At 68.7% G+C, this 24,764-nt stretch carries 21 protein-coding genes and 2 rRNA genes (1 of these 23 running past the window's edge); 15 read left to right on the top strand and 8 right to left on the bottom strand.

The features are described from left to right. Nucleotides 1-81: 81 nt before the first annotated feature. The gene (locus OG302_RS22675) at nt 82-903 is read right to left on the bottom strand and encodes a hypothetical protein (protein WP_371528446.1); all 822 of its coding nucleotides are present in this window, start codon (nt 901-903) and stop codon (nt 82-84) included. Nucleotides 904-1,023: 120 nt separating this feature from the next. Between OG302_RS22675 and OG302_RS22670 the strand changes: the two genes are divergently transcribed. Together OG302_RS22670 and OG302_RS22665 are read left to right on the top strand one after the other, a co-directional pair. Next, complete coding sequence (locus tag OG302_RS22670; RefSeq protein WP_371528445.1) at nt 1,024-1,182, top strand: hypothetical protein; 159 nt, start codon at nt 1,024-1,026, stop codon at nt 1,180-1,182. Between the two features lie 117 nt (nt 1,183-1,299). After that, nucleotides 1,300-2,886, top strand: coding sequence for an FAD-binding oxidoreductase (locus OG302_RS22665; protein ID WP_371528444.1), 1,587 nt, complete (start codon nt 1,300-1,302; stop codon nt 2,884-2,886). A 396-nt stretch (nt 2,887-3,282) separates the two neighbouring features. Here OG302_RS22665 and OG302_RS22660 read toward each other — a convergent pair whose 3' ends face one another. Both OG302_RS22660 and OG302_RS22655 read right to left on the bottom strand, forming a co-directional pair. Then, nucleotides 3,283-4,011 carry a phosphatase PAP2 family protein gene (locus OG302_RS22660; RefSeq protein WP_371528443.1) on the bottom strand — a complete coding sequence of 243 codons (729 nt, stop codon included), beginning with the start codon at nt 4,009-4,011 and terminating at the stop codon, nt 3,283-3,285. A gap of 304 nt (nt 4,012-4,315) precedes the next feature. Continuing rightward, complete coding sequence (locus OG302_RS22655; protein WP_371528442.1) at nt 4,316-5,326, bottom strand: NlpC/P60 family protein; 1,011 nt, start codon at nt 5,324-5,326, stop codon at nt 4,316-4,318. Nucleotides 5,327-5,511: 185 nt separating this feature from the next. Between OG302_RS22655 and OG302_RS22650 the strand changes: the two genes are divergently transcribed. Further along, complete coding sequence (locus OG302_RS22650) at nt 5,512-5,799, top strand: DUF397 domain-containing protein (RefSeq protein WP_371528441.1); 288 nt, start codon at nt 5,512-5,514, stop codon at nt 5,797-5,799. Here the strand turns inward: OG302_RS22650 and OG302_RS22645 are convergent. Further along, a complete protein-coding gene (locus tag OG302_RS22645; RefSeq protein WP_371528440.1) occupies nt 5,796-6,266 on the bottom strand; it encodes a hypothetical protein in 471 nt (156 codons plus the stop codon). The genes OG302_RS22650 and OG302_RS22645 overlap by 4 nt on opposite strands. A 531-nt stretch (nt 6,267-6,797) precedes the next feature. Here OG302_RS22645 and OG302_RS22640 point away from each other — a divergent pair. Beyond that, entirely contained in the window at nt 6,798-7,460 is a 663-nt protein-coding gene (locus OG302_RS22640; protein WP_371528439.1) for a DUF4232 domain-containing protein, read from the top strand. Nucleotides 7,461-7,488: 28 nt separating this feature from the next. Here OG302_RS22640 and OG302_RS22635 read toward each other — a convergent pair whose 3' ends face one another. Beyond that, on the bottom strand, nt 7,489-8,124 hold the full coding sequence (locus tag OG302_RS22635; protein WP_371528438.1) for an NADPH-dependent F420 reductase: 636 nt from the start codon (nt 8,122-8,124) through the stop codon (nt 7,489-7,491). A 120-nt stretch (nt 8,125-8,244) separates the two neighbouring features. Next, nucleotides 8,245-8,790, bottom strand: coding sequence for a TetR/AcrR family transcriptional regulator (locus OG302_RS22630; RefSeq protein WP_371528437.1), 546 nt, complete (start codon nt 8,788-8,790; stop codon nt 8,245-8,247). Nucleotides 8,791-9,785: 995 nt separating this feature from the next. Between OG302_RS22630 and OG302_RS22625 the strand changes: the two genes are divergently transcribed. The 11 genes from OG302_RS22625 (at nt 9,786) to OG302_RS22575 (ending at nt 22,568) form a co-directional block, all read left to right on the top strand. Next, a complete protein-coding gene (locus OG302_RS22625) occupies nt 9,786-11,231 on the top strand; it encodes a hypothetical protein (RefSeq protein WP_371528436.1) in 1,446 nt (481 codons plus the stop codon). Nucleotides 11,232-11,467: 236 nt separating this feature from the next. Then, nucleotides 11,468-11,776, top strand: a complete 309-nt coding sequence (locus tag OG302_RS22620; protein WP_160505898.1) for a hypothetical protein — start codon at nt 11,468-11,470, stop codon at nt 11,774-11,776. A 213-nt stretch (nt 11,777-11,989) separates the two neighbouring features. Further along, the gene (locus tag OG302_RS22615; RefSeq protein ID WP_371528435.1) at nt 11,990-12,832 is read left to right on the top strand and encodes a hypothetical protein; all 843 of its coding nucleotides are present in this window, start codon (nt 11,990-11,992) and stop codon (nt 12,830-12,832) included. Continuing rightward, nucleotides 12,822-14,150 carry a hypothetical protein gene (locus OG302_RS22610; protein WP_371528434.1) on the top strand — a complete coding sequence of 443 codons (1,329 nt, stop codon included), beginning with the start codon at nt 12,822-12,824 and terminating at the stop codon, nt 14,148-14,150. The genes OG302_RS22615 and OG302_RS22610 overlap by 11 nt, the downstream gene beginning before the upstream one ends. Beyond that, nucleotides 14,147-15,706, top strand: a complete 1,560-nt coding sequence (locus OG302_RS22605) for an SCO6880 family protein (protein ID WP_371528433.1) — start codon at nt 14,147-14,149, stop codon at nt 15,704-15,706. The genes OG302_RS22610 and OG302_RS22605 overlap by 4 nt, the downstream gene beginning before the upstream one ends. A gap of 17 nt (nt 15,707-15,723) precedes the next feature. After that, nucleotides 15,724-17,145, top strand: coding sequence for an ATP-binding protein (locus OG302_RS22600; RefSeq protein WP_371528432.1), 1,422 nt, complete (start codon nt 15,724-15,726; stop codon nt 17,143-17,145). A 3-nt stretch (nt 17,146-17,148) separates the two neighbouring features. Next, nucleotides 17,149-18,720: a type IV secretory system conjugative DNA transfer family protein gene (locus OG302_RS22595; RefSeq protein WP_371528431.1), complete on the top strand. Its 1,572-nt coding sequence runs from the start codon at nt 17,149-17,151 to the stop codon at nt 18,718-18,720. A 120-nt stretch (nt 18,721-18,840) separates the two neighbouring features. Continuing rightward, nucleotides 18,841-19,782, top strand: a complete 942-nt coding sequence (locus OG302_RS22590; RefSeq protein ID WP_371528430.1) for an ATP-binding cassette domain-containing protein — start codon at nt 18,841-18,843, stop codon at nt 19,780-19,782. Continuing rightward, nucleotides 19,779-20,567 carry an ABC transporter permease gene (locus OG302_RS22585; protein WP_371528429.1) on the top strand — a complete coding sequence of 263 codons (789 nt, stop codon included), beginning with the start codon at nt 19,779-19,781 and terminating at the stop codon, nt 20,565-20,567. Before OG302_RS22590 ends, OG302_RS22585 begins: the two co-directional genes overlap by 4 nt. A 25-nt stretch (nt 20,568-20,592) precedes the next feature. Then, a complete protein-coding gene (locus OG302_RS22580; protein WP_371528428.1) occupies nt 20,593-21,900 on the top strand; it encodes a sensor histidine kinase in 1,308 nt (435 codons plus the stop codon). After that, nucleotides 21,897-22,568, top strand: coding sequence for a response regulator (locus tag OG302_RS22575; RefSeq protein ID WP_371528427.1), 672 nt, complete (start codon nt 21,897-21,899; stop codon nt 22,566-22,568). The genes OG302_RS22580 and OG302_RS22575 overlap by 4 nt, the downstream gene beginning before the upstream one ends. A 99-nt stretch (nt 22,569-22,667) precedes the next feature. Here OG302_RS22575 and rrf read toward each other — a convergent pair. Next, nucleotides 22,668-22,784: ribosomal RNA gene (rrf, locus tag OG302_RS22570) — 5S ribosomal RNA — on the bottom strand. Between the two features lie 91 nt (nt 22,785-22,875). Then, nucleotides 22,876-24,764: ribosomal RNA gene (locus OG302_RS22565) — 23S ribosomal RNA — on the bottom strand; it runs 1,237 nt beyond the window's last position.

Raw genomic sequence — 24,764 nt, 5'->3', positions numbered from 1 at the left:
ACACCGCGCATGGCACGGACGGACCATTTCCACACCCCCGGGCGCGACTAGCCGCGTACCCCTACTTCTCGCTACGTCTCGCTACTTCTCGGCGATCTTCCCCGCGAAGATGTCCTCGCTCGCCGGCAGCCGCACGTCCACCCGCACCCCGAAGTCGAACAGCAGCGTCGTCGACGCCACCTCCGCGTTCGCGACGCTGAAGTGCTGCCGGAGCTTCCGCAGCCGCCCCTGCTCGTCGAGGTACGCGTCGAACGGCACCCCGCCCTTGCTGAACCCTTTCGCCGCCGCCCCCAGGGCCCGCCGCTGCCCCTCGGAAGCCTCCTTCGCGGCGCGCGGCAGGTCGGCGATCCCTCGGTAGTGCCGCACCTCCACGCCCGCGACCGCCGTCTCCCCCACGTACGAGGCCTTGCGCACGCCCCGCAGCAGCTCCGCCGCGGCGAGCGGGTCGGTGGCCCCGCCCGTGACCAGGTTGCCGTCCGAGAGCGACGCCGTGTCGATCCGCACCCACTTGTCGGAGGGCACCCCGGCCCCCCGGTTCTTCATGTAGAGCGCGCCGCTCGCCATCAGCTCGGTGATGGGACGGTGCTCCACTTCCCCGGCGGGATCCCTCGGCAGCACCACCACGAACCGCCCCACCTGCCGCCCGAAGTCGTACGAGCCGTGCCCACGGATGGTCACACGGGTCCCGCCGCTGGCCATCTCCATGGACGTACGCGCCTTGGAACTCCCCGCGCGGACAAGGGCGTCGGCGGAGTCCCGCACCACGTCGACGGCGTCCTGGGAGGCCCCGCGCCCGTCGTCGGCCGCGGCTCCGCCCCCCGAACAGCCCGTGGCGACGGCCATGAGACCCACCGCCGCGGCCGTGGCGACCGCTCCGCCCGTGCGCCTGTGCTGGTGACCCATCGCCCGACTACCCCCAAGCCTTCCCGCGAGGTGCTGTAGCCCCCTGTCGTTCCGTGTAACGACCGGTACGTTGACCCGTCACGCGTAAGAGCGTTCACCCGGCGTGGGTACGGTGGAGCCGTGGCCGAGGAGCAACAGGACGAACCCCACCGCACGACGACGGTCGAGCAGGGCCGCTTCTGCGCCGCCAGGTGCAGTTGCGGCTGGCGCGGCCCGGCCCGCAGAGCGCGCAGCAAGGCCAGGACGGACGCGGAGTCCCACGCGTCGTCGATCCGGTAGAACAATCCGGTAGAACTCCCCTTTGCCTCTCACCGGTCACCGCTCATCGGAACCCATGGGTCCCGTACGCCGTCTCGTACTCCGGGAAGCACGGCGAGAAGCAACGGGAGGGGCGTCATGGAACGGCGTACGTTCATCGGCACCGCGGCGGCGGCAACGGCGGCCTTCGCGACGGCGGGCTGCAGCGGCTCCGGCGGAAGCGGCACCGGGAGCGGCGGAGGCACGGCCTCCGGGAGCGCGGGCGCCTCGCGCTCCGGCACCCCGATCCGTACGTCGAGCGCCGCGGCGTCCGCCGCGGCGAACCTCACCGCCCTCGCCAAGGACCTGGACGGCACCCTGGTCAAGCCGGGCGAGGCGAAGTGGGCAGCAGCGCGTCAGCTCTACAACACGCGCTACGACAGCCTGAAGCCGACGGCGGTCGCGTACGTGGCGAACCCCGACGACATACGCACGACCCTGGCGTACGCCCGCGCCCACCACGTCCCGGTCTCCATACGCAACGGCGGCCACTCCTACGGGGGTTGGTCGTCCGGCACGGGGCGCCTGATCGTCGACGTGTCGAAGCTGAACAAGACGCGCGCCAGTGGTTCGACGGCCACGATCGGCGCGGGCGCGAAGCTCATCGACGTCTACCGCGCGCTGGCGGCGAAGGGCGTGACGATCCCGGCGGGTTCCTGCCCGACCGTCGGCATCTCGGGCCTGACGCTGGGCGGCGGCCATGGAGTGGTGTCCCGGGCGTACGGCCTGACCTGCGACAGCCTCACGTCGGCGACGCTGATCACGGCGGACGGCAAGCAGCTGACGGCGAGCAAGAGCGAGAACAAGGACCTGTTCTGGGCGCTGCGCGGCGCGGGAAACGGGAACTTCGGTGTGGTGACGGAGCTCCAGTTCCGCACGCACGCGGCCCCGCAGGGCGTCTCGGCCTACATGAGCTGGCCCTGGTCGAAGGCGGCCGCCGTCATCAAGGCGTGGCAGGAGTGGGGCCCCGACCAGCCGGACGAGATCTGGTCGTCGGCGCACCTGGCGAACACCCCGGGCGGTACGCCCACCGTGTCGGTCGCCTGCTTCTCCCTCGGGACGTACGGGGAGCTCCAGAACGCGGTGGACCGTCTGGCCGACAAGATCGGCGCCCCGGCGCGCAGCGTGTCGTTGAAGCGGCGCTCGTACGAGGAGTCGATGGAGGTGTACGCGGGCTGCTCGTCGTTCGCGTCGGACGCCCAGTGCCACCTGCCCGGCGCGACGCCGGGACGGAACGCGCAGGGGGCCCTGAACCGCGAGACGTACGCGGCGAGTTCGGACTTCTTCGACCGCTCGCTCTCGGCGGCGGGCATCCGTGCACTGATGTCGCAGGTGGAGAACGTGACGGGCGCGAGCGGGGGCAGCATCGCGCTGACCGCCCTCGGCGGTGCGATCAACCGCGTCGACCCGACGGCCACGGCCTTCGTCCACCGCCGCTCACGGATGCTGGCGCAGTACATCGCGTCATGGCGCCCCGGCACCTCCGGAAAGCCGGCCCAGGCATGGCTGAAAACGGCTCATGGAGCGATGACCCGGTACGCATCCGGAGCGGCCTACCAGAACTACGCGGACCCCACCCTGACCAACTGGCGTGAGGCGTACTACGGTTCGGCGGCCGGCCGCCTGAAGAAGCTGAAGAAGCAGTACGACCCGAAGCGCTTCTTCGACTTCCAGCAGGCGCTGTAGCCGCGGGGGCTCCGGGCCCGTCCGGCACTTGAGGGGGAAGGGGCGGGACCGGGCGGGACTGGGGGCGGAAGAGGCCATACCCCATATGGCGGCCACCGCAACCCGATCAGCCCCACCCGACACGCCCTCGGGTGGCCCACTTCCCGGGACCCCGCTGCCCTGGGGGTATGAGACCCCGAATAGGCAAGACCGCAGCGACCACAGCCGCCCTCCTGGCGCTTGCCGCCCCCGCGGCCCAGGCGGCCACCACATCAGAAGCCGACCACCCGGCCGCGGGCCCCCTCACCGCGGCCTCAGCAGGAGTGACCGCGGCGGCAGCAGGCGCAGGCTGGTGGCTGCTGAAGCGCCGCCGCGAGGAGCACGGAGACACGGACCGGGAGGGCGGAAGCCGAACCGCTACGCGGCGAGGTCCCGCTCGTCCGGCCCGGAGGCAGCAGGCTGAGCCAGCTCCGCCACAGCCTCCCCTTCCGTCCCCTCAGCCCCCAGAGCCCCGCGGCTCCGCTTCGCCCACACCAGCCAGCCACCCCGCCCGGTCCGGCCAACAGCCTTGGCCACAGGCGTGAGCAGGGCCATGGCCAGCGGCGAGAGCAGCAGTGCGACAGCCGTCCCGAGCGCGAATCCGCCCACGACGTCCGTCGGATAGTGCACGCCCATAAAGACCCGGCAGAAGCCTTCGAGCAAGGCGAGAGCGATGCCGACGAGACCGAACTTCCGGTTGGCCACGAATAGCCCGACACCAAGAGCCATCGCGAGCGTCGCGTGATCACTCACGAAGGAGAAGTCGGTCTTTCCGTGCACGAGGAGCTCAAGTCCGTCGTGATCCTTGAAAGGCCTGCGCCGCTCCACGAATCCCCGGATCGGCACATTCACCAGGACGGCGATCGAGGCCGCCAAGGGCGCCCAGACAACAGCGGCGACAGAGGAAGCGGCGTCATCCAGAGCGCCGCGCTTTCGCTGCCCCCACCAGCACCAGACGACCAGCAGAACAAGTGCGAGCAGCAGCCCGTACTCACCGACGAATGCGATCGACTTCGCCAGCCAGTCCGGCGAATCCTCAGCCAGACCATTGATGTCGTAGAGCAGGCTGACGTCGGGGTTCGACCCTGTTGTGTCGAGTCCAGCCATGGTGCTGCGGCCCCTTGTCTCCTCGCCTCGGACGCACCTTGCCGTGCGCCCTTCCATCAACCCCCGTGGTCAGTACTGCTTGCTGCGTGGTCAATGCCGCTCGCTACTGGGTGGTCGCGCTCCCCGGTGACTTCAGTGAAAGGAACGCACGGCCCCCTTCACTACGTTCCGCTCTCCACCGAATGATCACGCAGACGTTACCGAAGAGAGACTCATCACCGCAGCTCAGAGAAGTGTACTGACGGAGAGTTCAAGCCACATCACGCGCCGATCGCACCTTCCCGATAGCCCCGTCCCGGAGCCCTCAGGCCGCGGACAGCTTGTCGGGCACGGCATTCGCCCCGTCCTCGGTGACACGGGTCGCGCCAAAATAATCCGGTGTGTCGATCGGGTCGAAACGGATCACCGCACCGGCCCGCGGGGCGTTAATCATGTAGCCCCCGCCCACGTAGATCCCGACATGCCGGATGGCGCGGGAATTGGTGAGGTCGTCCGAGAAGAACACCAGGTCGCCCGGGAGCAGTTCGTCCCGTTTCGGATGTGGTCCGGCGTTGTACTGGTCGTTCGCGACGCGCGGCAGATCGATGTCCACACTTCGATAGGCGGCGAGCGTAAGCCCGGAACAGTCGAATCGCCCGCCCTGCTCGGCGGTTCCGTTGCCGCCCCACAGATACAATGTGCCGAGCTTCTTCTGCGCGTAGTAGATGGCTCCCGCCGCCTGCTGCGAGGGCTGCACCCTGCTGGTGGGCCGGGCGAAGCTCTTCTCCAGGTCCGTGATGGTCTTCACGTAATTCTGGGTCTCGCTGTAAGGCGGTACGCCGCCGTACTTGATGACGGCATAGGCGCCCGCGTTGTACGCGGCGAGCATGTTCTTCGTCGGGCTGCCCGGCGCGTCCTTCACATAGCTCGCGAGTTTGCAGTCGTACGAAGCGGCGGAGGGAATGGCGTCCTTCGGGTCCCAGACGTCGCGGTCGCCGTCACCGTCTCCGTCGACCCCGTGCGTGGCCCAGGTCCCCGGGATGAATTGCGCTATCCCCTGAGCGGCGGCCGGGCTCTTCGCGTTCGGGTTGAACCCGCTCTCCTGGTACAGCTGGGCGGCGAGCAGGGCGGGGTTGATCGCCTTGCAGAGGTTGCCCCACTTCTGGACGAGCGGCTGGTAGGTGGCGGGCACGGCGCCCTTCGCGAGCCCGACGTTGCCCTGACCGCCCCCGTTGGCGATGCCTCCGGCGGTCATGTACGTCCCCACGACGAGCAGCGCGATGAAGCTCATCGCCCCACCGATGCCGACGGCCGCGACCAGCCACGCCTTACGCACCGTCAACCACCCCTCACCACGCGGGAGTCCACCGCGCCTCAGTGTAGAGGGGTGACCTGTGCCTTCGGGGGATCACCGCCCAGCTCCGTCCGGGGCAGTTTGCGGCGCGCGCGGCGCGGAGGGGGGACGGCAGGCGATACTCCCTCCACCATCCACCCCCTGCACCCCGAGGAACCGGCCACCCCATGCCCGAAGACGTGCCCACAGACCTCGACTGGATCCGCGCCGCCCCCGAGGGGGAGGAGGGCCCGGGCCCCTGGATCGAATTCGCGTACGGCCCGGACGACGCCGTCCACCTACGGGAAACCAGCGACCCGGAGAACATCGTGACCACGACCAGGCAGAAGTGGGACGCCTTCGTACTGGGCGTCCAGGCAGGCGAGTTCGACCACTTCGTGGAGGGCGTGGAGGGCGTGGAGGGCGTTCAGAGCGGGGAGGACATGCAGGGCGGGGAAGGTGGGGAGGCCGACTAGCTCTGCACGAACTCGTCGGTCAGCACGCACCCGTCGACCGACGCGGGCGCGGTCGACACATCTACCTGCGGCTTGAAGTTCGGGTTGCAGTTCAGGACCAGAAGCCCGGAGGCCGAGAGGTCCCGGATGGTGTCGTCGTCCGGCGCGATGACGGCGAAGTCCTTGCCGACGGCGAACCCGCCGTGCACGCCCGCGAGTTCGTTCGTCTTCATCCGCTCGGCGATGTCAGCCTTGTAGGCGGTCTGGAACCGCGTCATGTCGCTGGTCTTGAAGACCCGGATCCAGCCGTCCCCGCTGTCGTCGCACGTACCGCGGAACTGCACGCCCCAGGACGCGTCGAACTGCTCGTCCATGGGGTAGTAGCGATCGTCGGCCGGATCGATGCTGTACCGCTCACACGTGGTGAAGCGCTGGAGGTACTCACCGGCGGCCATGACGGTGTCCGCCTGGGGCAGGTTCTCCAGCATCCACTTCTGCCGGACCCCGGGTCCACCGCTGGTACCCCCGTTACGGGCGGGAGCAGCGGCATCCGATCCCTCACCCGAGTCCGAGCCGGGAGCGGCCCCGGTCTTGGAGTCAGAGTCAGAGTCAGAGTCAGAGCCGGCACCCGCAGCAGCGCCGGCGATGACCCCAGCCTCAGCCCCAGCCCCTACGCCCGACGATCCCTCGTCATCACCGTCCTGGCACCCGCTCACCGTGAGGACGAGGGCCGCGGTCGCGGCAACCGCAGCGGCCTGCCTGGAGCGCATACGCGTACGCATGATGGTGTGATCCGTTCCCCCGCCGAGTAGTGACGCCGGGACCCTAGATCACCTGCATGTCCATGATCAAACCATCCCTCACGCGTCCCACCCCGCCGTCCCAGGCAAGGCACGTTCTAGCAGGTCAGACCCCTTCAACCATCCCAGCGTCCCAGATGCTCCAGAGTTCCTTGCCCTGGCCAGGGCCCCCCCTTTTAGCTGTGATCACCACAGACAAGCACGACTCCGGGGGATCCCATGAAGCACACCCGCAAGGCCGTCGCAGCAGTCATCGGCCTCGTCGCCGCCCTCTCGCTCACCGCCTGCAACGGCGACGACACAGCGTCGTCGGAGACACCGCCCTCGTCCTCACCCGCGGCATCGGCAGACAAGGGCAGCGAAAGCACCCAGGACGCAACAGCAGGCACGGACGCCAACAAAGACGACACAGACACAGACGCCAGCACGGACACGGGCACGGGCACCAACACCAAGACCGGCATCTGCCGCACCGACGAGCTCGAAGTGGACGCCACGGACAACACGACCGACAAGACGGAAGGCGTCGTGACCGTCGTCTTCAAGAACGGCGGCGGTCGCGACTGCACCATCAAGGGCTTCGCCGGGGTCGACCTGACGGCGTCCACGGGCGACACCCTCTCCGTGAACCGCAACGGCGAGCAGCCCGTGCCCGGGGTCCTGAAGGACGGCGAATCCGCCGCGTTCAACATCACGTTCCCGTACAACAACTCGGGCGGCTCCGGCGTGCGCATCACCAGCCTCGTCGTCACGCCCCCGAACGAGACCAAGCACGTCACCCTCGACTGGCCCGCGGGCACGCTCCCGGTCACCGACGGCGAGAGCCAGGTCAAGCTGGAGATCAGCCCGGTGGGCAAGGTCAGCGACTCCCCGGCCGGCTGAAACCCCCGCCGCCGCCCCCGCCACCTGCTCACACGGTGCGCGGCCGTACGACCTTGAAGCTGAACCCGTACGTGCCGATCGACTCGGCCACCCCCATGAACAGATACGCGGCGTGCTCCTGCCCGCGCGCGGTCGCGATGCCTCCCAGGTCCAACTGGGAGGCATCGGTCCATCCCAGATCACCGAGCAACCGCCGAGTGGTCCGTTTCGCGACGGCGTCATCCCCGGAGAGAAAGATGGTCCCCGCCTCCGCCAGGCTCCCCGGGTCCGTCATCACGACGGAGTCGACGGTGGCGAGCGTCTTGACGACATGCGTCCGAGGGAACGCGGCCTGGATCTCCTCGCCGAGGCTGTAGTTGGGATGGGAGAGCTCCATGCGCTCGGTGAAACCGACACCGATGTCGACCAGCACCTTCCCGGCCAGGGCAGCAGCGCCGATCTCGTTCAGGACGTCCATCGACGCGGTACCGGGCGTGGCATTGACGAGCACCTCACCATGCCCGGCAGCGTCCTCAAGCCCCACTACAACAAACCCCTCCAACTCCCCCTCGGCTCCCCTCACCTCGGGGAATCGCGACCCCAACACGACATCGTGCCCAGCAGCCCGCCACCCACCAGCAAGCGCACGAGCAACATTCCCGGTCCCAAGCAGTCCGATTCGCATGAATAAGAAGCTAAGGACCACCCCCCGAAAACAAATCCGCCAAAGGCCCCACCCTCACTGCCCCCCTCGACGTACTCCAATAGCCCGAGGCCGACACCAAGACCGGCTAGGCCTCGGTCGTCAGGAGGCCGGGCTGGAGTTTTTGGTCAGGTGGTAGTCGAGTGTGCCGCGTACGTCGTCCAGGGTGCGGCGGCCGTGCAGTACGTCTCCGAAGGGGCCGACCGCTGCGGCCACCAGCAGGTCCGCCTTTCGCTGTGCGTCCAGGCCCGGGGCCGTCTGTCCGCTCTCCTGGGCCGTGGCGATGAAACCGGCGACCAGTTCCTCCAAGGGGTGGTCCTCGCTCAGGAAGACCGACGCGATGGCGGGATCGGTGAGGCTGCGGGCGTTCGCGGAGAACACCCGCAAGGCCATGGCCTGTTGGGCGTCCAGCGGCAGGAACTCGTCGAGCATCGCGCCGAGTACGCCGCGCAGGTTCGCGGGGCCGTGATGGACGCGGTTCCTGGCCAGGCGTTCGTTCTCGCGGTGGAGCATGTTCAGGGCGGCTACGAGCAGTTGGTGCTTGCTGCCGAAGTGGTACTGGACCACCCGTAGCGGCACCCCCGCCTCCGCCGCGATCTCCCGCATGCTCGCCGCGTCCAGGCCCCGTTCGGCCGCGACGCGCCACACCGCCTCCGCGATCTGGCGGCGCCTGCGCGACCGCGCGTCGGACGTGGGCTCGGGGCGTTCGGGCGCCGGGACCGGGGGCCGCTTCCGCTGCCGGTAGGCCCTCGCCTGGCAGCTCCGGGAGCAGTAGAGAGCGGGGCGACCGCGCTTGCCCGCAACGCTGATTCAACCGGCCTCCTCGGCTGGCTCTCCGGCGGCTTCGCGGTCCTCCTGGTCGCCTGCGTCGTCGCGCTCGCCGCAGGCGTGACCCTGACCGTCTGGAGCCATTCCCGGGCGAAGGCCCTCGGCCGCCGCAGCTGACGTCGGGGCGCGAAGGCGTCCCGGGCGGTTGACTGGTGTCCAACATTCGTCGATCGTTGGGGAATTGAGCGCAAATCAAGGCGCTGCGTTGTGACGGCTGGGGGGAGCCGAACATGCAACCTGGGGATGACCACGGCACGGGAGCTGGGCCCGACGACGCGGTTCCTGGCAGAGGGACCGGCGACGCCGTCCCGGGGAGCGGGGAACGCGAGGGCCGCGGCGCCGGTCCTGGCGGGGAGCAACGCCCGGCGCCGTACGCGACACCGGATGCGGCGCCGCCGTCCGGTCAGGGGGCTGACGAGAGCCACGGCCCCGGCGAGAGCCGCGGCCCCGATGAGAGCCCTCGCCCCACCCCCGCGGCAGGCCCCGCCGCGAACCCAGGCCCAGGCGGCCCACCGCCCCACGCCCCCCACGGAGGCCAGTTCGGGCCACCGCCCCCGGCACCGCCAACCCCACCGCAGCCCCACGCCTCACCCCTGCCCCCACCCCTGCCACCCACAGCCCCACCCACAGCCCCACCCGCACCACCCCTCTACGGCCCACCCGCGCCCGCACCCCTCCCCCCACCCGCACCCGACGCCCTCCGCGCCCTCTCCGCCGGCCTCCTCAACCTCACCGGCCTCGGCCTCGGCTACGTCCTCCTGAAGCGCTGGTTCCTGGCCGCGATCTGCTGGGCCGCGACCGCCGGGCTCCTCTTCGTGGCGTTTCCCGCCGAGGTCGACGGCGTCCCCGGCGGCGTACTCATCGGGTTCGTGGCCTTCCTGCTCCTCGCGGCGGCCGACGGGGCCCGCCGCGCCCTGCGCACCCATCAGCACTGGCCGCTCCGCGCGCCGCTCGCCGTCGGGCTCGGCCTCGTCCTGCTCGCCGTCCCGGCCGGCGGCGTCATCGCGTACGACGCCGCGCGCGACGACGCCGTCGAGGAGATGCTGCTCGACCGGCTCGACAAGGCCGACAAGATCGTGGCGGCCGCCGACGGCCGCGCCTTCGACTCCGCCGAGGACGACTACCGGGACGCCCTCGACATCTATCGCGACCTCGGCGACGACCACGCGGGGTCGAAAGCCGCCCAGCGCGTGCCGGACAGCCTCGCCGCGTACTACAAGTCCGTCGCCGCCCCTTACGACGAGCGCAAGTACTGCGAGGCCACGGAGCCCCTCAGGTACCTCCGCACCCTCCGCGGCTCCCTCGGCAAGGACCGCCTCGGCACCCTCGCCACCTGGCCCGACGACCGCCTCGCCACCTCCCTCTACGAATGCGGCGCCCAGGGACTCGGCACCGCCACGCCCACCGCGGGAGGCAGCGGAAGCGGCAGCGGCAGCAAGGGCGGCGAGCTCGGTGAGCTCCTGCGCACGTTCCCCGACTCCGAGCAGGCCGGGAAGGTCGAGCCCGCCATCAAGAAGGCCATCGACGCACGCTCCGCCGACCTGAAGGGCTCCGAGCCCTGCCGCGCCACCGAAGAACTCCGCGGCATCGGCTCCACCGCCAAGGCCCTCCCCGGCGACGCGGGCAGCAGCCTCTCCGGTGACGCGTCGAGCGCGGTCGAGTCCGGGGTGTACGCGTGCGGCGTGGACGAGTTCAAGGACGGGAAGTTCAGCGAGGCGGCCAAGACCCTCAAAGACTTCGCCGGGACCTACAAGAGCAACGGCAAGCGCGACCGCGCCCGGGACATCGCCATCGCCGCCGAGATCGCCGAAGCCCGCCCGGCGGCGGGCCGCAGCCTGCCGCCGGCCAAGTCACCGGGCGGCGCGAAGCTCACGTACGTCATCGAGAACGGCGGCCCAGGCCCGCTGGAGGTCCTCTACACCGGCCCCACCACCGGGACCCTCAAGCTCACCTCGTGCCTCGGCTGCAAGACGTACACCAGCAAGGCCCAGGGCAAGAAGGCCTGCCTGGCGGGCGACGGGTACCCGAAGAAGACCCTCCACCTGCCCCCGGGCGACTACCACTTCCTCTACAAGCGCGACGCGAGCACCGTGGGAGGCGTCCGCAACAACTCCGAGAGCAGCAAGGTCCAGCCCGGCTACCGCTACACCGACTGCTCGTATGTGGTGACGGGCGGCGGTCTCGGCGACCTCGACGGGCTGGACGGACTGGACGGACTTGATGACGTGGCCTACCTCAATGGCCCCGACGGGCGTCCATGACCCATGATGTGAGTCTCCGTCACCGGATCCGGTCAGAATGAGACCTGGTCAGAGGGCTCGCCGGGCCGTCATTGCCCGGCGTCACTCACCGTGATACACAGAGTGACCATACGTTTCAGCCAACGAATGACGCCAAGTCGACATGCACTGGCCCATTTGTCGGCGAGAATGAGCTGTCCTCTGTACTGCGGTAGACAGAGGTGACAGAACAACCCACTAGGGGCGGTGAGTTACACATGCTTATGGCAGCCGAAAAGGGCGACATCACCACCATCATCGGCGGGATCGCCCCCGACTGGGGTCCCTTCGGGAGCCTGGGCAACGAGGCACGGGTGATGATCGAGGTCGTGATGGCGATCGCCATCCTCCTCTGTCTCGGCATTGCGATCTGGGGCGCGGCGAAGCAGCGCATCGGCGCGACGGCGCTGCGCGACACCTTCAGCGCGGAACAGGGCAAGGGCCTGATCATCGCGGGCCTGACCGGCGTCTTCATCATCGGATCGCTCGGCACGGTCTTCACCATCGTGTACGGCATGGCGGTCTAGCCCCGCCAACCACTTACGTCCCCCACGTCCCCCACGTCCCCTTACCCCCATGTCCCCCTCCCCCTGTCCCCCTTCGACCCACCCATCCGTCGTGCCCACCGGCTGAGGTTGCAACTCCCTGATGTCGAGTCACCACACCGCGCCCGCGCGGGAACCAGCACGGCTACCGTCGTACGTGGCGGTTCACCGAGAGGTTGAGGGGGCGTACGCGGCATGAGTCTCGGCAACGAGCGGAACGACGGCCTCTACGGCGGCTCGGGCGAGACCCGGACGCGGCTCCCCGAGGGTGAGGGGGGCGGCCAGGACGGGTACGGAGGAGGGCGCAGATCCAGCCGTTCTTCGTCACGGAGCCTCGTGACGGTGGTCGGTGTGGTGGTGCTGCTCATCGCGGCCATCGCCTTCGCCAACCGCGGCGACAGCGGGGACGAGTCCTCTGCGGGGGACAGTGGCGGGAAGAAGGCGGGGGCGGGCCCCACCGCCGCCTCCGGCACGAAGCCGGTGGACGGCAAGACATCGGGGATCCCCTCCGGGTTCGCGAAGAGCGAGCAGGGGGCGCAGTCCGCTGCCGCGAACTATGCGGTGGCGCTTGGCTCGGCGGACATGTTCAACAAGGCCAAGCGGGACAGCATCCTCCAGGTGGTCATGGCGCCGTCCAGCGTGAACACGTTCAAGACACGGCTCGACAAGGCGTACACAGCTGCCTTCTTCAAGAGCGTGGGCCTGAACGCGGACAGCACGACCCCGAAGGGCTACCAGTTCGTCTCGCGCACGGTCCCGATCGGAACCAAGGTCACCAGCTACGCGGGCAACAAAGCGACGGTGGAGGTCTGGTGCAGCGGCCTGCTCGGCCTGGCCGGTGAGCGGTCCACCAAGCCCGTGACCAACAGCTGGTTCACCATGACCATGAAGCTGGGATGGACGGGCGACGACTGGAAGGCCGTCACGCACTCCCAGAAGGAAGGTCCGTCCCCTGTCCCGGGCGACGACCGCGCCTCCGGATCTGACGAGATCAGCAAGGCAGTCGAAGGGTACGGAGGGTTCACCTATGCCCGGTAGCCGTCACGTAAGCAAGCTCGCTGCTGCCGTCGCTGCCGTGCAGACCACAGCGGTGCTCTTCGCAACGCGCGCCTTTGCCGCACCGGAAGACGACCCCTGCGACCTGATCCACGGCCCCGCCAAAAAATACTGCGAAAAAGGCGAAAGCGGCGGAGGCGGCGGCAGCGAAGGCAAGTACCCCACCGATGCCCCCCTGGACCCCACCGCCGACCCCCTCTCCTCCCTGGCAAAGGGCTGCGCGGAAGCCGCGTCCTGGACCGTCGACAAGCTCTCCGAAGCCGTGAAGAAGACCGCCGAGGTCGACTTCACGAACCCCAGCTTCCTCAAGCAGTACGCGGTCGTCTTCGCCGCGTCGTCCATCCTGACCCTGCTCCTCTGGCTGCTCGCCGTCGCCAAACGCGCAGTGCGAGGCGTCCCCCTCACCACCGCGCTCTCCGAAGCCATCGGGTTCCTGTGGCTGACGGTCCTCGCCTCCGCCTTCACGCCGCTGATCCTCTACACGGTCGTCTCGGCGGCCGACGGCGTGACGGACGTCATCGCGAAGGCGACCGGTGGCCAGACGGACAACTTCTTCGGGACGTTCTCCAGCGCCCTGAAGAAGGGTGACGGCATCGGCGGCGGCCCGATCATGCTGATCGTCGTCTCCCTCGTGTCGATCCTCGCGGCCGGCGTCCTCTGGCTCGAGCTCGTCCTCCGGGCCGCCCTGCTCTACGTGGGCGCCCTGCTCGGCACCGTCGTGTACGCGGGCCTCGTCGACAAGAACCTGTGGACGCACGTCCGCCGCTGGGCGGGGATCATGATCGCGGTGATCCTGGTGAAACCGATCATCGCCATCGTCCTCGGCCTCGCCGGGGCGCTGTCCGCCGACGACGGACCCGACGCCTTCTCGGCGGTCGTCTCCGGCCTCTCGATCATCCTGCTCGCCATCTTCGCGAGCGCCATGATCTACCGCTTCGTCCCCGGCTTCGGCGACGAGATCGCCAACTCCCGGAACAACCGCATCTCCCAGGGTGCCGAGAGCCGCGCCGCGGCCGTCATCACCTCCCCCGCTTCCCTCGTCTCCCAGGGCATCAAGACCCACAGCTCCCGTGGCGGCGGCAGCAGTCAGCCGCGGCCCGCCAACCCGGCCAGCGGCGGCGTCGCCGCCCACAGCAGCCGCCCCAGCGGAGGCGGCGGTTCATCGAACGGCGGCGGATCCGTCCCCTCCGCCGCACCCCCGCCCCGGGGCAGCGCGACCAGCACTCCGCACGCGCGCAACCGCGGCTCAGGAAATGGCTCCACAGGCACCAATCGCTCGGGAGGTGAAGGGCGTTCATGACCACCCAGTCCCACGTGTCCCATCCGGTCGCGCCCCGCCGCACATATCTGATCGGCCGTGCGCGGCCGAACGCGATCGTCGGCAAGAACCGGGAGACCGGTGAGATCGCGCTGATCATCGTCGGAGCCTTCATCGGGATGATGTGCGGGCTCCTCGTCCCCGTCCTCTCCTTGCGCATCGTGCTCCTCATGGGCTTCCCCATGCTGGCGATCGCCGCGGTCTACGTCCCCTACAAGGGCCGCACGTTCTACAAGTGGTTCGAGATCAACCGCAGCTACAAGCGCTCCCTGAAGCGCGGCACCGCCTACCGCTCCGCCACCCCCGAGGCGGGCGTCCACCTGGACGGCAGGGAGATCGAGGTCGGCCCGCCGCCCGGGATCGGCCGCATCAACTGGCTGGCCGCGCCCTTCGGTCCCGACGAGATCGCCGTGCTGCTGCACGCCGACCGCCGGACCGTCACCGCCGCCATCGAGATCGAGGGTCCCGGCGTCGGGCTCCGCGACTCCGAGGACCAGGAGGCGCTCGTCGACCGGTTCGGGACGCTGCTCAAGCACGTCGCGAACGGCGACGGGTTCGTGACGCGGCTCCAGATGCTGGCGCGCACCCTCCCGGCCGACCCGGACGCCCACGCCAAGGACGTCAGCGTACGAGGCGACGACCGGGCCCTGCCCTGGCTGCAGCAGTCGTACGAGCAGCTCCAGTCGATGGTCTCCACCAGCAGCGAGCAGCACCGCGCGTACCTCGTGGCCTGCATGCACTACTCCCGCGAGCTGGCCGGCGAGGCCCAGGCCATGGCCCGCGCCAGCCGTCCGCACGGCGGCCGGAAGCTCGACAAGGACGCCGGGCTCGCGGTCGTCATGGCGCGCGAGCTGACCGACATCTGCTCGCGGCTCCAGGAAGCGGACATCCGCGTACGGCAGCCGCTCGGGCAGGGCCGCCTCTCCTCGCTCGTGCACTCGATGTACGACCCGGACCACCCCATCGACCACATCCAGGCGATGACGAAGCGCAACGCCTGGCCCGCCGAGCTCGACGCCATGGAGCCCACCTACCTCCAGGCCAAGACCCGCGAGTCCTCCACCCGCGCCCCCTGGTGCCATGCCACGGCCTGGGTGAAGGAGTGGCCGATGACCCCCGTCGGCGTCAACTTCCTCGCCCCGCTGCTCGTCCACACCCCGGACGTGATCCGCACGGTCGCGGTGACCATGGACCTCGAACCCACCGAGGTCGCCATCGAGCGCATGCTGACGGAGAAGACGAACGACGAGGCGGAGGCGAGCCGCCAGGCCAAGCTGAACCGCACGGTCGACCCGCGTGACATCGCATCGAACTCCCGTCTGGACCAGCGCGGTGAGGACCTCGCGAGCGGCGCGGCCGGCGTCAACCTCGTCGGTTACATCACCGTCTCGTCCCGTTCCCCCGAAGCCCTCGCCCGCGACAAGCGCACCATCCGGGCCTCGGCCGGGAAGTCGTATCTGAAGCTGGAGTGGTGCGACCGCGAGCACCACAGGGCCTTCGTCAATACGCTGCCGTTCGCGACCGGCATCCGACGCTAGAGGCGAGGGCTGCCAACATGCGGGATCCGCTGACCATCCTCACCGATGCCTTCACGTCCTTCCTCTTCGGGAAGGTCGAGACGACCAGGCTCCCCGTGCGTACGTCGACGGGGCAGGCCCAGGCCGTCTATCTGCCGACGGCCGCCCCCGGCCTCGGCGACTCGGGCGTGATCATCGGGCGCGAGGTGTACTCCGGCAAGGGATACATCTACGACCCCTTCCAGCTCTACGGCCAGCAGCTCCCGGCCCCCCACTGGCTGGTGCTCGGCGAGTCGGGCAACGGCAAGTCGGCCCTGGAGAAGACGTACGTCCTGCGGCAGCTGCGCTTCAAGGACCGCCAGGTCGTCGTCCTCGACGCACAGGGCGAGGACGGGGTGGGCGAATGGAACCTCATCGCCCAGGAGCTGGGGATAACCCCCATCCGGCTCGACCCGACCGCCGCCCTGGACATGGGCATCCGCCTCAACCCCCTCGACCCCGCGATCACCACGACGGGCCAGCTCGCGCTGCTCCGGACGATCATCGAGGTCGCGATGGGCCACGGCCTCGACGAGCGCTCGGGCTTCGCGCTCAAGGTCGCCCACGCGTACGTGAACGAGACGATCGTGGAGCGCCAGCCGGTCCTCACGGACATCGTGGAGCAGCTGCGCCACCCGGAGCCGGAATCGGCCGAAGCCATGAACGTCGCCATAGACGACGTACGGGCGTGGGGTCTGGACGTCGCGCTGGTCCTGGACCGCCTGGTCGACGGTGACCTGCGGGGCATGTTCGACGGCCCGACGACGGTGGGCATCGACCTCGACGCGCCCCTGATCGTCTTCGACCTCTCGCACATCGACCGCAACTCGATCGCGATGCCGATCCTGATGGCGATCGTGGGCGTCTGGCTCGAACACACGTGGATCAGGCCGGACCGCAAGAAGCGCATCTTCCTGGTGGAAGAGGCCTGGCACATCATCAACTCGCCCTTCGTGGCGCAGCTCTTCCAGCGGCTGCTCAAGTTCGGCCGACGGCTCGGCCTGTCCTTCGTGGCCGTCGTCCACCACCTGAGCGACGTCGTGGACGGCGCGGCGGCCAAGGAAGCCGCCGCGATCCTCAAGATGGCCTCCACGAGGACCATCTACGCCCAGAAGGCGGACGAGGCCAGAGCGACGGGCCGGGTACTCGGACTGCCCCGGTGGGCCGTGGAGATCATCCCGACCCTCACGCCCGGCATCGCGGTCTGGGATGTGAACGGCAACGTCCAGGTGGTCAAACACCTGATCACGGAGACCGAACGCCCTCTGGTCTTCACCGACCGCGCCATGACGGAATCGTCGGCGGACCAACTGGTCGGAGACGACGCGCTGCGGGCGGCCGAGCTGGAGGCGGAGGAGCGGGCGGCCTACATGGAGCAGCAGATGAACGGTCCTTCGTCGTCGCGTTCCGGGGTGGCATGAGCGATGGGATACCGGGGCCCTGAGCCCGAGTACCGCGAGCGGGGCGGGCGCCGCGAGTCACGGGAGCGAGGCATCCCCGACGGTCTCCTCGTGGGCGGCCTCGCCTTCGTGCTCGGCCTGACCGTTCTCGTGTGGTCGGCGACGGGCCTCGCGGGTCTGTTCTCGCACGGCTCCTGGCCCGACCACGTCACCTTCGGCAATACGCCGGTGGCGATGCGGCACCTGGTCCAGCAGCCGCACGACATCGCGGGCGCGTGGCCGGCCACCCCGGCCTCCCAGCTCACGGGGTACGGGCTGTTCTGGGGGCTGCTGATCGGGCAGCTGATGGTGCTTGTCGTCCTGACCATCTTCGTCATGGGGACGGTCACGCGGTGGCGGGCGGTGCGCAGGGCCCGGCGTCTGCCGCAGCAGGGCCGGGAACAGGAGCGGGGGCAGCAGCAGCCGGAGCAGCAGGCGCGGGAGCAGGCGCCTCTGGCCGCCCCGGCTCCCGCGCCTGCTGCTCCGGCTCCCGTGGTGGACAACGCCGCCCCGCCTCCCGAGCCCGCTCCCGTGGAGGCGAGCACCCTCGTATCCGCTCCCGCTCCCGCCGGGGAACCCTCCGCGGAGCCGCCGCCGAGCTTCGCGAAGGCCGCCGTCCCCACCCCCCGTACGCCCTTGGTGCTGGGCCCCCGGGAAACCCGTAGACCCCTGGCGGCCGAGGCCATCAGAGACGCCGAGGGCGCGGCCCTGGTCCTCACCTCGGACCCCACCCTGTGGGAAGAGACCAAGGACGCCCGCGCGAAGCTCGGCCCGGTCCTCGTCTACGACCCCTCACACCTCTGCGACACCCCGGCCAGGATGCACTGGTCGCCCACCAGCGACTGCGGGGACAAGGCGATGGCCGCGCAGCGAGCCACCGCCCTGCTGGCCGCCATAAGACCGAGCGCCAGACTGGACAGCAGCGTCGCCGACACCGCGGAGACCCTCCTGCGCAGCTTCCTGCACGCGGCAGCGGTGGACGGCCGCCCCGTCAAGCACGTACACCGCTGGGCCCAGGGAACAGGGGTCCAGGACGCCGTACGGATCCTCCGCACCCACCAGAAGGCCTCATCGGGGGCCGCGGGCGAACTGGAGGCCGCGCTCACGGCGTACCCGGAACGCCGCGACATGGCGCAGGAGTTGACCGCACGCGCGCTCTCCTCCCTCTTCACCCTGAACGTACGGGAATCCTGCACCCCCAACCGAACCGATGCCCTCACACTGGATTCCTTCATCGATGAAGGGGGCACGCTTTTTGTGGTGGGTGAAGCCATCGAGGACCCCAAATCGCCCAAGGGGCCGGGCGCGATGCCCCTCCTCACGGCACTCGCCTCAAGCGTGGTCGAGCACGGCCGGCGCATGGCCGAACGGTCATCCTCCGGTCGGCTCGACCCACCAATGACGCTGGTCCTCGACGACGTGGCCGCCGTGGCCCCGCTCCCCCAGCTCCCGGAGCTCCTGTCCACCGGCGCGGACCGCGGCCTGCCCACCCTGGCCCTCCTCCGCTCCCGCGAACAGGCCCGCACCCGCTGGCCGCACGCGGAACTCCCCGGCTGAGCCACCGACGCCGACCGGCACCCCTCAGGGTCACCGTCCTACCCCGGTACTACCCGCACCCGCCCACGTCCCGCCCCTGGTCCGACGCCCCGCGCCCCCGCGGACACCAGCATCAGAAGCATGATTCGGGCATACGAACTCACCAAGCGCTACGGCGAGAAGACCGTCGTGGAGGACCTGAGCTTCACCGTCCACCCCGGCACGGTCACCGGCTTCCTCGGCCCCAACGGCGCGGGCAAGTCGACCACCATGCGCATGCTCCTCGGCCTGGACGCCCCGACCCGTGGGCGCTCCACCATCGGCGACCGGACGTACGCGACGCACACCGCGCCCCTGCACGAGGTGGGCGCGCTCCTCGAAGCGCGGTCCGTGCACCCGGGCCGCACCGCCTTCCACCACCTGATGGCCCTGGCCCACACGCACGGCATCCCGCGCCGCCGCGTCGAGGAGGTCCTGGACCTCGTGGGCATCCACGAGGTGGCCCGCAAGCGCGTGAAGGGCTTCTCGCTCGGCATGGGCCAGCGCCTCGGCATCGCCGCCGCGCTCCTCGGCGACCCGGCCGCGGTCATCCTCGACGAACCGGTCAACGGCCTCGACCCCGAGGGCGTCCTGTGGATCCGCAACCTCCTCAAGTCCCTTGCCGCAGAGGGCCGTACGATCCTGGTCTCCTCGCACCTCATGAGCGAAATGGCACTGACCGCGGAGCACCTGATCATCATCGGCCGCGGCAGGCTCCTCGCGGACACGACGGTCGAGCAGTTCGTACGCGAGTCCGGCACCGGCTCCGTCAAGGTCGTCACCCCCGAGGCGGGCCTCCTCGGCGAGCTGCTCGCCGCACCCGGCGTACAGATCACGAGTGACGAGCCGGGCGTCCTCGACGTACGCGGCACGGACGGTGAACACATCGGCCGCACGGCGGCGCAGCACGGCATCCCCGTCTTCGAACTGACCCCGCACACCGCTTCCTTGGAGCAGGCCTTCATGGACCTGACGCGGGACTCGGTCGAGTACGTCGCGTCGGTGGCCCCGTCCGCAGGAGTGCCGGAAGGAGCAGCGGCATGAGCACCGCGACCGCCGTTCCCGCCCCCTACCGCCTGACCTCCCGCGGAATCCTCCGCTCCGAGTGGCACAAGCTGTGGACGCTCCGCTCCACCTGGATCATGCTCGGCGTGGCGAGCGTCTGCACCGTCATCCTCGGCATGATCCTCGGCGCCACCTACACGTCCAGCCCCGGTGAGGAGATCGACCCGGTCACCTACGCCCTGCTCGGCACCCAGATCGGCCAGGTCTCGATCGCGGTCCTCGCCATCCTGATCACCGCGGGCGAGTACTCGACGGGCATGGTGCGGGCCACGATGACCGCGGTGCCGCGCCGGCTGCCGGTGCTCTGGTCCAAGGCCGCCGTGTTCACCACGGTGGCGCTCGGAACGCTCCTGGTCACCAACTACCTCGCGTTCCCGCTGGCCCAGATGTTCCTCGGGGGCACGGACCTGGAGGCGTCACTCGGCGACCCCGGCATCGCGCGCGCACTCGCCGGATCCGCCGCCGGGACCACCCTCATCGGCGTCATCGTGCTCGGCCTCGGCTCGGCCCTGCGCAGCATTCCGGGGGCGATCGGCGCGTACGTCGGGGGCCTGATCCTCCTGCCGCAGCTCGCCACGATGATCCCGAACGACACCGTGCAGGACCTCCTGGACTACTTCCCGCTCCCGGCAGCCGAGTCCCTCGCCGCCCTGCACACGACATCCGGCGAACTCTCCCCCGGCGCGGGGCTCGTGGCGCTGTGCGCGTGGGCGGTGGCATCCCTCGCGGCAGCGGCCTACCTCCTGAAGCGACGCGACGTATGAGCGTGGGGCGTACGAGGATGAATCCGTGACCCCTCGGAACTCCCCCCAGGGCGCCCCGGACCACGACTGGACCGCGGGCGCCCAGCCGCTGACCCGGTATGTCGAGCGCGGCGTCCAGTGGGTGCGCGCCTTCGACCGGCGGCGACCGCTGGTCTGGGACCTCCTGCTCACCGGGTTCTTCGTGGTCGTCAACTCCATCGACGTCTGGTCCGGCGGCTGGCGCAACATCGCGCCGAACGACAAGGTCGACCTCTGGATCATCGGCACGATGACGCTGGCCTTCTCGGTGCCGCTCCTGTGGCGCCGCCGCCACCCCCTGGCCGTCTACGGCGTCATGGTCCTGGCGATGCTGGTCAACAACTGGACCGGCGCGATGCTCCAGGCCTCGCTCATCCTGCTCGTCGTCCTCTTCAACATCGCGACGCGGCTGCCCGCACGCACACTGGCCTGGTCGTACGGACTGCTCGCGGTGCCGCTCGTGGTCGGCCACCTCCGCCATCCGCAGGGCGGCTGGGACCAGCAGGTGATCCCGACGATGATGAGCTTCGCGATCGTCGCCCTGATGGGCATCGCGTTCCGCACCCGCCAGGAGTACATGGCCTCGCTCGTGCAGCGCGCCAAGCAGCTCGAAGTCGAACGCGACCAGCAGGCACAGCTGGCCACCAATGCCGAACGCACGCGTATCGCCCGGGAGATGCACGACATCATCGGCCACAATCTCTCGGTCATCACGACCCTCGCGGACGGCGGCTCGTACGCCGCCGCCAAGTCCCCGGAGCGCGCCGCCCAGGCCCTCACGGCCATCGGCGCCACCAGCCGCCAGGCCCTGACGGAGCTGCGCCGGCTCCTGGACGTCCTGCGGGAGGAGGCCCCCGAGACCGCCGCCCTCGCTCCCCAGCCGTCGCTCACCGACCTGGACCAACTCATCGACGGGGTACGGGCCGCGGGCCTTCCGGTACGCAGCACGGTGCACGGCCACCCGGACTCCCTCCCGGCGGGCCGTCAGCTCACGCTCTACCGCGTGGTGCAGGAGGCCCTCACGAACACGCTCAAGCACGGGGGCCCGGGGGCGACGGCCACCGTGGAGGTCACGTACGGCGATGACGGGGTGCGGGTGAGAGTGACGGACACGGGAGTGGGCGGCAGCCGCTTCGGGTCCTCCGGCCGCGGTCTCACGTCCCCCGGTCGGGGCCTCACGTCCTCCGGTCGCGGTCTCACGGGAATGCGCGAGCGAACGGCCTTGTACGGCGGGACACTTGAGGCAGGCCCGCTCCCGCACCCGCAGGTCGGCTGGCACGTCGAACTCCGCCTCCCCAAGGAACCCGCCCAGTGACCACAGTCCTCATCGTCGACGACCAGCCGATGCAACGCTTCGGCTTCCGCATGCTCCTGGAGAGCCAGGACGACATGAAGGTGGTGGGCGAGGCGGGCAACGGCAGCGAAGCCGTCCGCATGACGGCCGAACTCCACCCGGACGTCGCCCTGATGGACATCCGCATGCCGGGCCTCGACGGCATCGAGGCCACCCGCCGCATCGTGGCGGCGGGCGACCGCACCCGCGTCCTGATCCTCACCACGTTCGACCTCGACGAGTACGCGTACGCGGGCCTGCGCGCAGGAGCCTCGGGGTTCCTCATCAAGGACGCGCTGCCGGAGGAGCTCCTCTCCGGCATCCGCGCGGTCGCCACGGGAGACGCAGTCGTCGCCCCGAGCCTGACCCGCCGCCTGCTCGACGCGTATGCCGACCGCCTGCCGGCACATTCCGGCGACGACACCGCACCTCACCGGGACCCACGCCTGGCCTCGCTGACGGATCGGGAGCGGGAAATCCTGACGGTCATCGGGCAGGGCTGGACGAACGCGGAGATCGCGGGTCGTCTGCACCTCGCGGAGTCGACGGTGAAAACGCATGTGGGTCGCATCCTCGCGAAGACGGGGGCGAGGGACCGGGTGCAGGCGGTCATTCTGGCGTACGACACGAAATTGGTGAGGCCGGAGTAATTGCCTTTGCGGGCATCAGGCCAATTGCTCGCGGGAAAGGCACCCTAAACGCAGGAAACCCCCGCACCCAGAGGGTGCGGGGGTTTCCCGTTAATAATAGTTCGGCGGCGTCCTACTCTCCCACAGGGTCCCCCCTGCAGTACCATCGGCGCTGTGAGGCTTAGCTTCCGGGTTCGGAATGTAACCGGGCGTTTCCCTCACGCTATGACCACCGAAACACTATGAAACTGTCAACCGCACCGTAGTCGTGGCCCGACATACGGGGTTGTTCGTGGTTTCAGAACCAACACAGTGGACGCGAGCAACTGAGGACAAGCCCTCGGCCTATTAGTACCAGTCACCTCCACCCGTTACCGGGCTTCCAGATCTGGCCTATCAACCCAGTCGTCTACTGGGAGCCTTAACCCCTCAAAGGGGGTGGGAATACTCATCTCGAAGCAGGCTTCCCGCTTAGATGCTTTCAGCGGTTATCCTTTCCGAACGTAGCCAACCAGCCATGCCCTTGGCAGGACAACTGGCACACCAGAGGTTCGTCCGTCCCGGTCCTCTCGTACTAGGGACAGCCCTTCTCAATATTCCTACGCGCACAGCGGATAGGGACCGAACTGTCTCACGACGTTCTAAACCCAGCTCGCGTACCGCTTTAATGGGCGAACAGCCCAACCCTTGGGACCGACTCCAGCCCCAGGATGCGACGAGCCGACATCGAGGTGCCAAACCATCCCGTCGATATGGACTCTTGGGGAAGATCAGCCTGTTATCCCCGGGGTACCTTTTATCCGTTGAGCGACGGCGCTTCCACAAGCCACCGCCGGATCACTAGTCCCGACTTTCGTCCCTGCTCGACCCGTCGGTCTCACAGTCAAGCTCCCTTGTGCACTTACACTCAACACCTGATTACCAACCAGGCTGAGGGAACCTTTGGGCGCCTCCGTTACTCTTTGGGAGGCAACCGCCCCAGTTAAACTACCCATCAGACACTGTCCCTGATCCGGATCACGGACCCAGGTTAGACATCCAGCACGACCAGAGTGGTATTTCAACGTTGACTCCACGAACACTGGCGTGCCCGCTTCAAAGTCTCCCACCTATCCTACACAAGCCGAACCGAACACCAATATCAAACTGTAGTAAAGGTCCCGGGGTCTTTCCGTCCTGCTGCGCGAAACGAGCATCTTTACTCGTAGTGCAATTTCACCGGGCCTATGGTTGAGACAGTCGAGAAGTCGTTACGCCATTCGTGCAGGTCGGAACTTACCCGACAAGGAATTTCGCTACCTTAGGATGGTTATAGTTACCACCGCCGTTTACTGGCGCTTAAGTTCTCAGCTTCGCACACCCGAAAGTGCACTAACCGGTCCCCTTAACGTTCCAGCACCGGGCAGGCGTCAGTCCGTATACATCGCCTTACGGCTTCGCACGGACCTGTGTTTTTAGTAAACAGTCGCTTCTCGCTGGTCTCTGCGGCCACCCCCAGCTCACGGAGTAAATCCGATCACCGGTGATGGCCCCCCTTCTCCCGAAGTTACGGGGGCATTTTGCCGAGTTCCTTAACCATAGTTCACCCGAACGCCTCGGTATTCTCTACCTGACCACCTGAGTCGGTTTAGGGTACGGGCCGCCATGAAACTCGCTAGAGGCTTTTCTCGACAGCATAGGATCATCCACTTCACCACAATCGGCTCGGCATCAGGTCTCAGGCTTAATGCGTGACGGATTTACCTATCACACGCCCTACACCCTTACCCCGGGACTACCACCGCCCGGGCTGGACTACCTTCCTGCGTCACCCCATCACTCACCTACTACCACCTTGGACCGGCGGCTCCACCACTTCCCTTTGCCCGAAGGCTCCAGGACGGCTTCACGGCCTTAGCATCAATGGGCTCGATGTTTGACGCTTCACAGCGGGTACCGGAATATCAACCGGTTATCCATCGACTACGCCTGTCGGCCTCGCCTTAGGTCCCGACTTACCCTGGGCAGATCAGCTTGACCCAGGAACCCTTAGTCAATCGGCGCACACGTTTCTCACGTATGTATCGCTACTCATGCCTGCATTCTCACTCGTGAACCGTCCACCACTAGCTTCCGCTGCAGCTTCACCCGGCACACGACGCTCCCCTACCCATCACAGCACCCGTTGGGGCTTATTACTGCAATGACACGACTTCGGCGGTACGCTTGAGCCCCGCT

The organism is Streptomyces sp. NBC_01283 (genome assembly GCF_041435335.1).
Taxonomy (GTDB): domain Bacteria; phylum Actinomycetota; class Actinomycetes; order Streptomycetales; family Streptomycetaceae; genus Streptomyces.
The sequence above is the reverse complement of the archived record's forward strand: the minus strand, read 5'-3'. Positions and strand labels throughout refer to the sequence as shown.